A 12,905-nucleotide genomic window follows, 5' to 3' on the forward strand; every position below is an offset into this window, starting at 1 on the left:
TATGAAGCCACAGCAGACAGTTCTATCCGAAGATTTTTTCCGCCGCTTCAGCAGAGCGTTTGCACCCCATCTCGCGTCCATCGGTGTAGATAAACAGGTACTCGAACGCGCAGACATTGAGATACCTTGCGAGCAGTATGTGGCGCTCTGGGAAGCTGCTGCGCGGTCGAACCCAAACATCGGGATTGAACTCGGAATACTTACCGAAGCCAACGACTTCGGGGCTCTTGGCCATGCCTTGGCTTGTGCGTCGAGCGTCGAGGCGGCCTTGCAAGCTTTGCACCGATTTATTGTGGTTTTTACTCAGGGAGCGGAATTCAGTTTTGAAGTTAGCGATCACACTATCAGCATCGAATATCAAATCACCAATCCAACCACCCAGCATTACAGGCAGGACTCTGAGTTTTCCTTAACCTGTGTTTTGCGCATGCTGAACTTACTAACCGGTTGCAGTACCCGGCCTACCCGCGTGGACTTCACGCATCCTCGCCCTGCGGACATCTCAGCACATAAACGAATCTTCCAATGCCCTCTCTACTTCAAACAACCCAGCAATCGAATCCACTTGCCAGTAGATATTTTGCACCTGACTGCGGAAAAGAGTAACGAGAGGTTATATACAGCTCTCGAACCTTATCTTGAGCAAAAGCGCCGAGAGCGCACTGAGTCCGATGAGCTTCTGGTGCAGATCACCCGCATTATCGCCGCTGGAATGAGTAGTTGTACTCCTTCGCTATTTGAGGTCTGTCAGCAATTGCGTTTGAGTCGACGTACGCTCCAGAGACGACTTAAAGAGCACGGCCTTGAATACTCCATACTTGTCGAAGATGTGCGCCGCGAGCTTGCGATGGCATATATCAAGGACTCAGGCTACTCCATGACGGAAATATCCTTGTTGATAGGCTATTCGGAGTCCGCTTCCTTCACCCGAGCCTTCCGGCGATGGACCGGCCAATCGCCTCATCAATACCGTGCGGCAATTCTGCTTAACAGCTAACGCTTTATTGTCAGCCTGCCCAAAAATCTGTCTTATCCGGCCGTTGGCACGCTCTGCTCAAATACTGGCACCTACTGACAATTCTCCAGCACCTCCCTGCCACTACCCTGATCCAACTCGCTCCTATTCAGGCCCAACTTTACAGAGGTTCGCCTGTAGGGCCGGCAATTAATATCTGGTCCAGAGCGCTCATAACAAACCTAGCCGTTACCGCTTTCCCGATCATGGCTAACAAAAGAGATTGCAAGAATGAGCCACCAAGACCCGCGCCTAGATAGCAAGTCCTTCTGGCAGCACACCTGCGGACACTACGTTCCGAACTCTTCTTTAAAGGAAAATCTGAAGGTAGATGTGGCCATCATCGGTGCTGGATTCACCGGCCTAAACAGTGCCTGGCAATTCAAGAAAGACAACCCCAACGCTCACGTCGTGGTGCTGGAAGCCGCTGTCGTCGGTTTTGGTGCCAGTGGCCGCAACGCAGGTTTTAGTACCAAGATGTTCGGTTTAGAACCGGAGTTGGTTCTTCTGCGCTGGGGTAAACAAAAGTTGCTCGACGCTCATCACTACCTTGAAAAAGCGGTCGCCCATACCCGCAGTCTGATTGAGGAAAACGGCATCAAATCGGACTACTGTCACAATGGAATTGTGCGTATCAGTTACTCGGAGCCGCAGCAGAACCGCCTGATAAAGAACTACCAGTTATTCCAAGACCTTGGCATTGGTGGTGACTTGACTTGGCAGGACAAAGCTCACGTCCAGCAGGACTTCTACTCCGATCGGTTCAATGGCGGTATTTACGAAACTGGCACCGGTCATCTCAACCCCTGCAAGCAAGTCCGAGCCCTCAAAGATCTAGCCGAATCGGCAGGCGTTGTCGTCTATGAAATGACACAGGTGTCTGGCATCGAACGACTCCCATCGTCGGTTGTCATCAACACTCCTGGAGGTCGTGTCACGGCTGACAAGATCGTGGTAGCGACCAATGCCTATTCTCGTCAGGTTCCGGATACCCGCAGATTAAAGACCCGCCAGTTTCCACTCTGGACCTATCAAGTAGTGACCGAACCCCTGAGCGAGAAGCAGTGGGAGAGTATCGGATGGAAAGACCGCCAATCATTCAGCGACAACCGACAAATGCTGCATTACTTCCGGCCAACAGTAGATGGAAGGATAGTCATGGGTGGCGGCGATGCACTCGCTTACCGCACCTCTCCAGTGGATGAAATACCTTCGCCCATGAGCTGGCAGCACTGTGAAGCCCATCTGAAGTGGATCTATCCACAGCTGAAGGACGTACGCATCGATTACCGCTGGGGAGGACCTGTTTCAGTTAACCTCGATATGGTGCCTGAAATCAGCTTCATCAATGATGAGCGCATCATTTACTCAGGTGGTTGTTTCGGCCACGGCGTAGCACTGACCCACCTCAACGGACGAACCATCGCGGACTTGCTACAAAGCAAAAAAACTGAACTGACGGATTTCTGGATTGTGAACAGGAAATCCATACCAATGATTAGTGACTCGCTTGCCTTCTTGGGAGGGCGTGTAAGCCGTGGTGCACTCAAGACCTGGGACTGGTGGGAGGAGCGAAGCCTAAAAAGCAACTGATCCCATACAGCATTAACTGAGCTGCAACCGTTCGACGGCAAGTTCATCACGATGTAACTCTTTAAATGAATCATCGCTGGCCAGCGCAGGTAGACTCAGAGCGGTACTAGAAAACCCGATGGCCGCCAGCGCGCCATGCTCATGGTTGTGCAGGATCAGCACCTGCTAGTTCTGCAGGCAGTCGAGAATCGCCAGTGACACTTGGAAACTCTCTGACAGGCCCACCTCACACACATCCGGCATGCGTTCGCGGCGCTCGTAGCCGCTGGCGCGCTGCTCGCTGTATTTGGCCCAGACCAGGAGCACGGCGCCGATCGCAACGCTACAAGCAAATAGATCAGCAGGGTGTCCAGGGTCAGCAGAAATTCCGTGCCCAGCGACAACCGCGGTCCTTGCTGATCGGCAGCGATCACCGCAGCCCCCCCTGCACCAGCAGATACCCGGGATGCCGAATTTCGTCGCGAAATCACATCGTACTGGTCTAGGCAGCAAGGGCAATCTCTACAAAACCTTATCCTTTTGGATCGCCCTCAAGCTGCCTCGAAGCTGTATGCCCTTAGCGATCCTCGACAAACGTTACCATCTGGCCAGGAAACAGTCTGGCTCGCCCCGGATTTGGCATCCCTGAAAAGACACTGCCGGCGGACGATTGGCCGATCTCCAAGGATGCGAGCACCGGAGGCCCCAGGTTTCTACGCAAAGCTTCGGAGCTATCCGGACCTGCGTCTTCCCGCCCCGGAGCTACTGCTCACATGGCTTTTGCCGCATCTTGCTCCTAATGACAGAACGCAGCTGGTGGCTTGGTTCAATGAGCGTGGCTCACTGCCCAACCGCTGGATCGCTTTGGAGCTACCCGGGGATGCCAGCGCCCCAATCTACTGCCTGAACGTTCGCGCATACGGCCCACGGCTGGATCGAGGATCGAGGTTTTACCTGCGATCAGCGCGGCGCCGGCCTGCAGTTGCAGTCAATCATCCCCCCAGTTCTGATCCGAGCAACGACGCTGGATGTGCTGGATAGGACGGAGATTTTGTCCCGTGACCTCAGTGGCGTGGCGCAGAAGCTAGAAGGAGCTCGCGTCGTTTGCGTTGGGGTAGGCTCATTGGGTAGCACCGTTGCCCTACAGTTGGCGCGTTCGGGGGTTGGTCATCTGACACTCATTGACCCGGATCACTTGGTCTCGGCAAATCTTGGCAGACATGTGCTCGGTGCCGATGACCTTGGTCTCCCCAAGGCCAGTTGTGCTCTCGAGGGGGGAAGGCTTAATCAGCCAGAGCACCGAGTAAGTGGCGCAAAGGGCGGAGGTGACGGCGATAAGCACGTAATTGATGTAACGCATTGGAGTCCCTCCTGATAGTGGCCGTCCTGGCCGATGCATAGACAGTAGTGCACCTCCTAGAGGAGAACCAGCCTTTGTTCTTAGCCAAAAGCTGGCGGTGGGTGCGAATGAGTGTCGGAGGATGCGAATAAGCGCCGGTGGGCGCGAACAGATGTCGGAGGATACGAATGGGTGTCGGAGCCGTGCGATTGGCTGGCGATTTTGGATAGCGCTGTGGTGTCGGTTTTGCGTGCGAATTGGTGTCGATTAGGTATGCGATTCGGTGGCGGAACTAATGCGAATACTCAGTTGGAATGCTAGTTCACAGGTTTCTGCTTGCAGAGAGGCATACACATCCCCGTGAGAGGTGACCCTTGAGGAAACATCTAGGCCACGCTGGCGTAAAGGTCGACTGTCGTGGTCCTTTTGACGTGTTAGAGAAGCATTTCAACCATTCAAAACAGATTGCACATGGATCAGCGGTCACCCACCCAGTCACTTAAAGTGGATATTAGTTTCGTGCCTCAGCGCAGCGCAGAATGTTGCTGTGGTGCCAGAAAAGCATCGTGGAAATAATTACGGAACGCCTGCATCGCAGGGCTAAATTCACGCTCGCGATGCCAGGCCAAGCCCACGCTCATGGGCGTTACCTTGTCGGTAATGGTCAGAGTTTCTATGCGCTTACCTTCCAACGACCAAGGGCGGTGCACCAAGTCCGAGAGAATTGCTACACCGCTACCATTGGCAACCATGCTGCGCACCGCCTCCACTGAACTGGTTCGGATCCTGACGTTCGGCTGTTGGCGGGCGTTCTCCCAATAGCGCATGGCGCTTTGTTCGGCCTCGTCAACGGTCAGTAAAATATAGGGCTCTTGCGCTACGTCGGCGAGGCTGACTGCCGAACGTTCACAGAGCGGATGGTGGCTGGGTAACCATAACCTGCGTTCGGAGTTGAAAAGGATTTCCGAGACGATGTCCGGATGTGTGAGGTTGGCCGTCAGCACCACGGCCATGTCGAATTGACCTCCCAGCAGGCCTTGCTCGATGGCTTGCCGTTCCTGTTCGTGGACTTCGATCTCGACGTCCGGGTGCCAGTGTTCCAGGCGCTGCAAATGGTGCGGCAGGAAATAGCCGATCACCGTATAGCTTGCGCCCAGTCGTAACAACCCGCTGGCGCGAACATCGGGCAGCGGACTGTTCAATGCGTCATCGACGCTGCGCAGAATCACATAAGCCCGATTCAGAAAATGCCGACCGGCATCGGTCAAGCTCATGCCCTGTGCCGAACGCTGAAACAACAGCGCTCCCAAGATGCCCTCAAGCTCCTTGATTGCCGTAGTCACCGCGGATTGGGAAATATTCAAATGAATCGCCGCCTGAGAGATTTGCCCGATCTCTGCGGTGGCAACGAAATAGCGAACCTGACGCAGGGATAGTGACATAAGAACTCCGGACGACTAACCATCTGATTTTCAGAAGATAGCCTATCTGATAATAGATCTTCCCAAGGGGGTGGCAGGAATTTAACGTGGCCCGCATTAAGTCACAAGCGTCAGGAGCAAGAGTTATGCGGGTAGTAGATTTCAACTCTGACATGGGTGAAGGATTCGGCCCGTGGACCATCGGAGATGGCGTCGACGATGAACTGATGAGTTTCATTAGCTCGGCCAATATCGCCACTGGTTTTCATGCCGGCGACCCCAGCACGATGCGCCGTACTATCGAGCAGGCCAAACGCTTGGGCGTAGCCATCGGTGCGCATCCGGGATTTCGTGATCTCGTCGGTTTCGGTCGCCGACACATGAATGCACCTGCCCAGGAGCTGGTAGACGACATGCTTTACCAGTTGGGCGCCCTGCGTGAACTCGCCCGAGTTCACGGCGTGCCCCTACAACACATCAAACCTCACGGGGCGCTGTATATGCATTTGGCTCGTGACGAGCAAGCCGCGCGATTACTCGTGGAATACCTTCAACGTTTGGAGCCTGAGTTGCTGCTGTATTGCATGCCTGATTCAGTGATCTGGCGCGTCGCCAAGGAACTAGGTCAACCGGTGATCCGCGAATTCTATGCCGACCGCGAATACGACCTCACCGGTTCTATCGTTTTCACCCGCCACGTACGTGGTTACGACTCGGGCCAGGTGGCCGCGCGAGTACTACGAGCCTGTACGGAAGGGGTGGTGCGCACAGTCGAGGGAGAAGACTTGGAAATTGAATTCGACTCCATCTGCTTACACAGCGATACACCCGGGGCACTTGCGTTAGTCGAGGCCACACGTAACGCACTCAACAGCGCCGGGATCAAGGTTCGATCACCGCGCTGAACCAGTAATAGCCTGCACACAACCTCCAAGGTTTGAATGCCGAAACTTTTTTGCCTGCCTTTCTACAAATATTCCAAGAGAAATTGACATGGCCAAACATACTGTCATCACCCCGTTGCCTGGAACCTTCTACCGTAAAGCCACACCGGACTCTGCCAATTACGTCGAGGTGGGCGCACAAATTAGTGCCGGCACGGTAATTGGTCTGATCGAAGTCATGAAACAGTTTTCTGAACTGACCGCCGGAGCGTCTGGTCGCCTGAACGCATTTCTTGTTGAGGACGGTGATTCGGTGGAACCGGGTCAAGTCATTGCAACTTTTGATGACGAGTGAGGATGCAACCATGACTCAAGGCATTCGAAAATTACTGGTCGCCAATCGTGGTGAGATCGCCGTGCGGATTATTCGTGCGGCCAAAGAGCTGGGAATACCTACCGTCGCTGCGTGCAGTGATGCTGACATCGACTCCCTGGCAGCGCGTATGGCTGACGAGGTGTACATTCTTGGTCCTGCCCGTGCCGATAAGAGTTACCTGGACATCCATGCATTGCTCGGTGCTTTAAAAGCCACAGACGCTAACGCAGTACATCCCGGTTATGGCTTTCTCTCGGAAAACGCCGACTTTGCCGAAGCGGTTCTTGCCGCAGGTGCCATTTTTGTCGGTCCAAGCCCGCAGACGATCCGTCGTATGGGCGATAAGGCCGAGGCGCGGCGAACTGCCCAAGCGGCGGGTGTACCAGTAGTGCCGGGATCACCGTGTGAGTTGTTCGATGTTGAATCGGCACTCAAAATGGCTGAGTCCGTTGGTTTTCCACTATTGATCAAAGCGTCCGCTGGTGGTGGCGGACGTGGTATTCGTCTGGCGGAAAATGCTCATCAGCTCAGCGAGGAGTTTCCCCGAGCCCAGCGCGAAGCACAGGCAGCGTTTGGCAATGGCGCGGTGTATCTAGAGCGCTTTATCAGCAAGGCGCGGCACATCGAAGTACAGGTGTTGGGTGACGGTAAGCACGCCGTGCACTTGTTTGAACGCGAATGCTCCCTGCAACGTCGACGCCAGAAGATTTTCGAAGAAGCACCATCACCGGCACTCAACCCGCAACAGCGAGAGGCTCTTTGTGCCAGCGCCGTACACCTTACCGAATCACTTGGCTACAAAGGTGCCGGAACTCTCGAGTATCTGTATGACGACGCAACCGGCGAGTTCTTCTTTATCGAGATGAACACACGGATTCAGGTCGAGCATCCGGTCAGTGAGTTGATCACCGGTATCGATTTGGTCCAGGCAATGTTGCGCATCGCCGGCGGCGAACCTTTGGGTTTCAAGCAATGCGACATCCATCTCAACGGTGCCGCACTACAAATGCGTCTGAATGCTGAAGACCCGGCACGAGATTTTTTCCCCAGCCCTGGGATGGTTGAGTTGCTGATCTGGCCGCAAAACGAGGGGGTGCGGGTCGACACTCATCTTTATCAAGGCTACCGCGTACCACCGTACTATGACTCGTTGTTGGCCAAACTGATTATTCATGGGCACGACCGTGCAGATGCCTTGGCTCGGGCACGTATGGCGGTTGAACAGACCACACTCACTGGCATGGCCACCACGTTGTCGCTACACGGCGAACTGCTACAACAACCGTGGTTGCACAGCTCCGACTTCCATACTGGCACCTTGGAAACCTGGCTGATTGATCGCAGTAGCGGAGGTGAAGCATGAGCAATCCAATTCGCTACAGCTTTGGTGCCGATGAGCATTTGTTTGCCGAAGTCAGCGACAGCATGTCGCTGGAAGCGTTCTTCAAGGGCATGGCGGTTACTCGCGAGGTGGAGCGTTTAGCGCTCGACGGCGTGCTTGATGTGTGTCTGGCCAACGCCTCATTCCAGATTCGTTTCGACCCCGATCGCATCGCACCGCATACTTTGCTCGAGGCCGTGAAAGTTGCTGAGGCTGGGGCCGTTGCCGAGCGCACTTTACGAACTAGGATCATCGAGATTCCAGTGCTCTACAACGACCCCTGGACCCACGAAACCTTGATGCGGTTTCGAGATCGCCATCAAGATCCGAGCGCTACGGATCTGGAATACGCTGCACGTATCAATGGTCTGGCGGATGTCGAAGCATTCATTGCCGCTCACAGCGGAGCTCCGTGGTTTGTCTCGATGGTGGGCTTTGTGGCGGGCCTGCCATTCATGTTCCAGATGGTCGAGCGAGAACGCCAGTTGCAGGTACCCAAGTATCTGCGTCCCCGCACCGACACCCCTAAATTGACCCTTGGCCACGGCGGTTGCTTTGGCTGCATTTACTCGGTGCGTGGTGCCGGTGGTTATCAAATGTTTGGCGTCACCCCCGCGCCAATATACGACCCCCAGCAGAATCTGGCATACCTGAAAGAGCACATGGTTTTTTTTCGTCCAGGCGACATTGTGCAGTTCAAGCCGATGGACCGTGAGACTTATGACCACGCGGTGGCCGAAGTTGACGCCGGTCGCTTTGACCTGCGGATTCGCTCGGTGGAATTTTCGCTAGACGCATTTCTCGCCGACCCAACCGGCTATCCCAAGTCATTGCAGGAGGTGCTGGCATGATCAAGGTACTCAAACCCGGACTCGCCACCTCAGTACAGGATCTGGGCCGCGAAGGTTACTACCACCTGGGTATTCCTCCGTCCGGTGCTCTAGATCAATACTCTCTGAGCTCGGCCAATCAACTGGTCGGTAACCCGGCGGGGGCAGCTGCGTTGGAATGCACGCTGCTGGGGCCGGAGTTGGAATTTCATCAAGACGCATTGGTGGCAGTTTGCGGTGCGTACATGACGCCACGGGTCGATGGTGTAGAAATGCACCATGACACCGCGTTCACGGTAAAAGCTGGGCAGGTGCTGCGCTTTGACTTCCCCAAGGTAGGCGCTCGAACATATCTGGCGGTAGCCGGTGGCATCGATGTCCCGACGGTGCTCGGTAGTCGTTCCACTTATGCACTGGGTGCGCTTGGCGGTTTTCAAGGGCGCCGGCTGGTGGCCGGAGATGAATTGCCTGTGGGTGTAGCCAGTGGCAAGAGCCGTGCCGGGGCAAGTCTGCCGATGGCGTTGCGGCAGTCTTTGGGGGGCGAAGTCACTCTGCGCGTGGTTCCGGGTCTTTACTACGAGCGCCTGACTGCATCGGCGGCAGATAGCTTTTTCTCTGAGGCATGGACGGCCGGGTCCGAAGCCGACCGCATTGGCTATCGCTTCAAGGGCGGAAGCGCGCTGAGTTTTCAGCCTCGCGACCAACCGTTCGGTGCCGGTTCTGATCCATCGAATATCGTCGACAGTTGCTACCCAATAGGATCAATCCAGGTTCCCGCTGGGCTCGAGCCGATTGTGTTGCACCGTGACGCAGTGTCCGGTGGTGGCTATGCGATGATCGGGACGGTCATAAGCGCTGATCTCGACTTGATCGGTCAGATGCAACCCAACCAAAAGGCTCGCTTTGTGGCGGTCACCTTGGAAGAAGCACTCCAGGCACGACGATCCTATAAGAAAAAACTCAGCTACCTGAGCAAGCTGTTCCCTACCTAATTCTGCCCCCTACCCGCGGGTAATGCCAACGATAAGTCAGCACTGCACTACGGTGTGGCGGCGGTTGCCCGCGATTCAACCTTTGGTTGGTTTTGGAGTTCACGCATATGGCTACTTTACCGCAATCGAACCAAACCGGGCATGACCCGGTAAATCATCCTATTCCACCTCACGAGCGCATGGGCAGACTGTCTCTGACAATGGCTTGGTGGGCGGTTTGCAGTGCGTTGTTCTACATCGTGGTGGGCGCTTCCCTGGCGCTGTCTTTTGGCGCACGCAATGCGTTGATCGGCATGGCCCTGTCAGTACTCAGTTACGGACTGATCAACAGTGTGCTCAGTCGCTTTGCAATTCGCAGCGGGTTGTCGGTAGCGCTGTTTTCGCGGCTCCTATTCGGTGGAACCGGGGCGTGCCTCGCGACGTTGATCTTCTTTTCGACGGCTATTTATTACGCGGTATTCGAAGGCTCGGTGATCGCCGTAGCGCTGAATCACCTGTACCCGGAACTGGTTTATCCGCTGGCAGCATTGCTGGTAGTGCTGTACAGCGTGCCGATGATTCTCGGCAGCGTGCAGCACTGGCTGGACAAGCTCAATGGCCTACTGTTGCCGATCTACCTAGGGGGCTTGCTGATGGCAGTCGGTTTGTCGATCAGTCGTTACGGCTATCAGCCGCAGTGGCTAGATTTCGGTCCTGCAACGCCCAGTGCCTTCGGCTGGTGGGATTGCTTCGTAGCTTACATGGGAGTGTGGGTCCTGATGCTGTTCACCTTTGACTACGCGCGTTTCGGCAAGCCTAAGGACGCTGTGTACCATGGTCGCTGGAACTTCGGCATGCCCTTCTACGCGGTGACCTTCCTACTCAACGGCGCGGCGGGCATCTATCTTGTCAGCAGCATTCCCCACGAGGGTGCCCCGAACGAAGTATCGGTGGTGATAGCGATTCTGCAGTTGATGGGACTGTGGGGACTGTTGTTCGTTTGGGCCACGCAAACCCGGATCAACACCGCCAATTACTACCTGGCGACGCTGAACATGCAGGCGTTTTTCGGGCGTCTTGGCGTACGCGGTTCGTACTTAATATGGGCGCTGACGGTTGGGGTGATCGTGTACGGCCTGATGCTTGCGGACGTTTTTGCTTACCTGCTTAAAGCGTTGGCCTATCAGGGGATTTTCGTGGTGGCCTGGGTGGGAGTGGCATTAGCGCAGATTTTCTATGGTCGTAGTGACGTTGCAGAACTTGAGCGGGTACCCCCATTCAACCCTGTGGGCTTAACCGCCTGGTTTGGTGCCACCGTATTGGGTCTTGCGCTGATGTTTTCAGGTGGCAGCCTGAGCAGTTTTTCCGCACCGTCCACCGTGATAGTTGCGTTTGCCCTACAGGCAGGCTTATCTCATCGAGGTCAGTTACGGTCACGACTTGCAGAGTAAGGCTTTGCAGCCACTCACCCATACCCTAATGGCTAGTCTTGGAAGTCCTCTGCCGGTCGTCACTGAGATGTGTGCTTGGTTAGATCGAATGCAATTGACTGATCAATGGCAATGCAAATGGATGGTCAGTCTATGCGACTACGAGGTGCATTAAAGGCTCGCTGTTTGAGCCTTAGGGAAATGCTGCCCTCTGCCAGTTCATCTCCCAAAATCCGGGCAAGCTTTCAAGTAGCTAGGATGGAAGCACAACGAGAACGTCTCCGCTGCCGTCGCCTGGATTTTTGCAGACAACTTGCCACCTATCAGCTGTGTCCATAACGCCACCCGCCTCCGGCTGCTAAACGTAATCCTGAGATGCCCTATAATCCCAGGAGCTGTCCACCGATCGACGAGCATCAGGCAAGGAAGTCGGTCGGACCGGGCAGTGTCCATTTCTAGCCGCTATAGGCCATAAAATGAAAAACCCGCCTTTGGTGGGCGGGTCTTCAGGTGTCTCCAAGGGGGGGCAACGGGCCAACAGGTTCTCGGAGCAAGCGCACGGATATTACTCCCTTCCTTCGTTCAGCGGTAATAGCCGAGCTATTGGGTGACTAGCCACTTAGCTAAAGGGTCGGTGCGCCGCTAACATGCAGCAATAGGTTAAGTCGCTAGTGGCTCAGTACTCCTGCCTGTCGCTGATCCACCGGTCAGAGCGTCTTAGGCAAAGTTATCGTATCGCGAGCTAACTCCACTCCCGGACTTAGTTGCCCAGGGAACACCCCAACGCTCTCAATGTAACGCATTGCAGATTGTCCGTCGGTCCAGCCGACATACGCCATTAGCGCTTTAATATCCCAACCACTACGGGTAGCCCAGGTCGCGAAGCCGCGGCGAAGTGAATGACTGCTATAGAGCTCGGCGGGAAGCCCAGCCCCTACCAGCACTGATCGCAATATCGGAATCACACTATTCGGGTGCAGCCCGATGTCACCTAGCCGTCCCCAACGGTCAATGCTGCGGAACACCGGACCGTGAGCGATCCCCGCCACACTGATCCAATCGACATAGGCTTGTACCGGACAAAGCTTGGCTAACGCCGGCGCACGGAAGGTCTGCCCTTGGCTATCACGGTCCGCTTTACTGCTCGGTAAAAACAGCTCCATCCCCTCCCCGGCCCGAACCTGGATGAACTCTACCCACAGGCGGCAAAGGTCATCACTTCGAAAGGCTCGCCAGAACCCCATCAGCAACAATGCACGATCCCGCCAGCAGCGCATTAAACGCGGCAAATCGTGGTCCGCTCGCGCTTGCTCACCGGCCTGCTCCAGCCAAGCGACGCATTGCTCAAGTTGACGCAGTTGCAGAGGCTCAGCTTGCTTCTCTTGGCGCGGATGCAGAGTGCGGATGCCTTTCAATACCTGGCGCACCAGCGGCGTCTTGGTGGGATCGGGGAAGCCCTGGCTGACATGCCATTGAGCCAGCGCTGATAGACGCAACTTGAGAGTATTACTCGACAGCGTACTGGCGTGATCCACCAGGTAGCGAACGACAGCGTCGCTGGTGGCAGGCAGGAAGCCGCCCCAGCTGACCTCAAAATGCTCAATAGCCTGCTGATAACTGCGTCGGGTATTGGCCCGTGTGCCGGCCTGCAGATAGCGCTCTACTTCGTCATTCACGTGGCCACCC

At 55.4% G+C, this 12,905-nt stretch carries 13 protein-coding genes; 9 read left to right on the forward strand and 4 right to left on the reverse strand.

The window, feature by feature from the left end; all coding sequences use genetic code 11:
• Nucleotide 1: 1 nt before the first annotated feature.
• Entirely contained in the window at nucleotides 2-997 is a 996-nt protein-coding gene (locus tag ACOCLD_RS12775; protein WP_422909435.1) for an AraC family transcriptional regulator, read from the forward strand.
• A 249-nt stretch (nucleotides 998-1,246) separates the two neighbouring features.
• A complete protein-coding gene (locus ACOCLD_RS12780) occupies nucleotides 1,247-2,608 on the forward strand; it encodes an NAD(P)/FAD-dependent oxidoreductase (RefSeq protein WP_422909436.1) in 1,362 nt (453 codons plus the stop codon).
• A 12-nt stretch (nucleotides 2,609-2,620) separates the two neighbouring features.
• Here ACOCLD_RS12780 and ACOCLD_RS12785 read toward each other — a convergent pair whose 3' ends face one another.
• Nucleotides 2,621-2,770: a hypothetical protein gene (locus tag ACOCLD_RS12785; RefSeq protein ID WP_422909437.1), complete on the reverse strand. Its 150-nt coding sequence runs from the start codon at nucleotides 2,768-2,770 to the stop codon at nucleotides 2,621-2,623.
• A gap of 3 nt (nucleotides 2,771-2,773) precedes the next feature.
• Nucleotides 2,774-2,914 carry a hypothetical protein gene (locus ACOCLD_RS12790; protein WP_422909438.1) on the reverse strand — a complete coding sequence of 47 codons (141 nt, stop codon included), beginning with the start codon at nucleotides 2,912-2,914 and terminating at the stop codon, nucleotides 2,774-2,776.
• 745 nt (nucleotides 2,915-3,659) lie between these two features.
• On the opposite strand from ACOCLD_RS12790, the gene ACOCLD_RS12795 reads away from it, so the two are divergent.
• Nucleotides 3,660-3,962 (forward strand): ThiF family adenylyltransferase, encoded by a 303-nt coding sequence (locus ACOCLD_RS12795; protein WP_422911805.1) that lies wholly within the window; start codon nucleotides 3,660-3,662, stop codon nucleotides 3,960-3,962.
• Between the two features lie 488 nt (nucleotides 3,963-4,450).
• Here the strand turns inward: ACOCLD_RS12795 and ACOCLD_RS12800 are convergent, their stop codons facing one another.
• Nucleotides 4,451-5,368, reverse strand: coding sequence for a LysR family transcriptional regulator (locus ACOCLD_RS12800; RefSeq protein WP_422909439.1), 918 nt, complete (start codon nucleotides 5,366-5,368; stop codon nucleotides 4,451-4,453).
• A 125-nt stretch (nucleotides 5,369-5,493) separates the two neighbouring features.
• Between ACOCLD_RS12800 and ACOCLD_RS12805 the strand changes: the two genes are divergently transcribed.
• From ACOCLD_RS12805 to ACOCLD_RS12830, 6 genes are all read left to right on the forward strand, one after another.
• On the forward strand, nucleotides 5,494-6,252 hold the full coding sequence (locus ACOCLD_RS12805; protein ID WP_422909440.1) for a 5-oxoprolinase subunit PxpA: 759 nt from the start codon (nucleotides 5,494-5,496) through the stop codon (nucleotides 6,250-6,252).
• An 88-nt stretch (nucleotides 6,253-6,340) separates the two neighbouring features.
• Entirely contained in the window at nucleotides 6,341-6,586 is a 246-nt protein-coding gene (locus ACOCLD_RS12810) for an acetyl-CoA carboxylase (RefSeq protein WP_422909441.1), read from the forward strand.
• 10 nt (nucleotides 6,587-6,596) lie between these two features.
• Nucleotides 6,597-7,970 (forward strand): acetyl-CoA carboxylase biotin carboxylase subunit, encoded by a 1,374-nt coding sequence (locus ACOCLD_RS12815; protein WP_422909442.1) that lies wholly within the window; start codon nucleotides 6,597-6,599, stop codon nucleotides 7,968-7,970.
• On the forward strand, nucleotides 7,967-8,839 hold the full coding sequence (locus tag ACOCLD_RS12820) for a 5-oxoprolinase subunit B family protein (RefSeq protein ID WP_422909443.1): 873 nt from the start codon (nucleotides 7,967-7,969) through the stop codon (nucleotides 8,837-8,839). Before ACOCLD_RS12815 ends, ACOCLD_RS12820 begins: the two co-directional genes overlap by 4 nt.
• The gene (locus ACOCLD_RS12825; protein WP_422909444.1) at nucleotides 8,836-9,810 is read left to right on the forward strand and encodes a biotin-dependent carboxyltransferase family protein; all 975 of its coding nucleotides are present in this window, start codon (nucleotides 8,836-8,838) and stop codon (nucleotides 9,808-9,810) included. The genes ACOCLD_RS12820 and ACOCLD_RS12825 overlap by 4 nt, the downstream gene beginning before the upstream one ends.
• A 107-nt stretch (nucleotides 9,811-9,917) precedes the next feature.
• Nucleotides 9,918-11,240 (forward strand): purine-cytosine permease family protein, encoded by a 1,323-nt coding sequence (locus ACOCLD_RS12830; protein WP_422909445.1) that lies wholly within the window; start codon nucleotides 9,918-9,920, stop codon nucleotides 11,238-11,240.
• Between the two features lie 686 nt (nucleotides 11,241-11,926).
• On the opposite strand, the gene ACOCLD_RS12835 is transcribed toward ACOCLD_RS12830, so the two are convergent.
• Nucleotides 11,927-12,895, reverse strand: coding sequence for a site-specific integrase (locus tag ACOCLD_RS12835; protein ID WP_422909446.1), 969 nt, complete (start codon nucleotides 12,893-12,895; stop codon nucleotides 11,927-11,929).
• Nucleotides 12,896-12,905: the final 10 nt, after the last annotated feature.

Origin of the sequence: Pseudomonas cimarronensis (genome assembly GCF_049331905.1) — a bacterium.
Lineage (GTDB): Bacteria > Pseudomonadota > Gammaproteobacteria > Pseudomonadales > Pseudomonadaceae > Aquipseudomonas.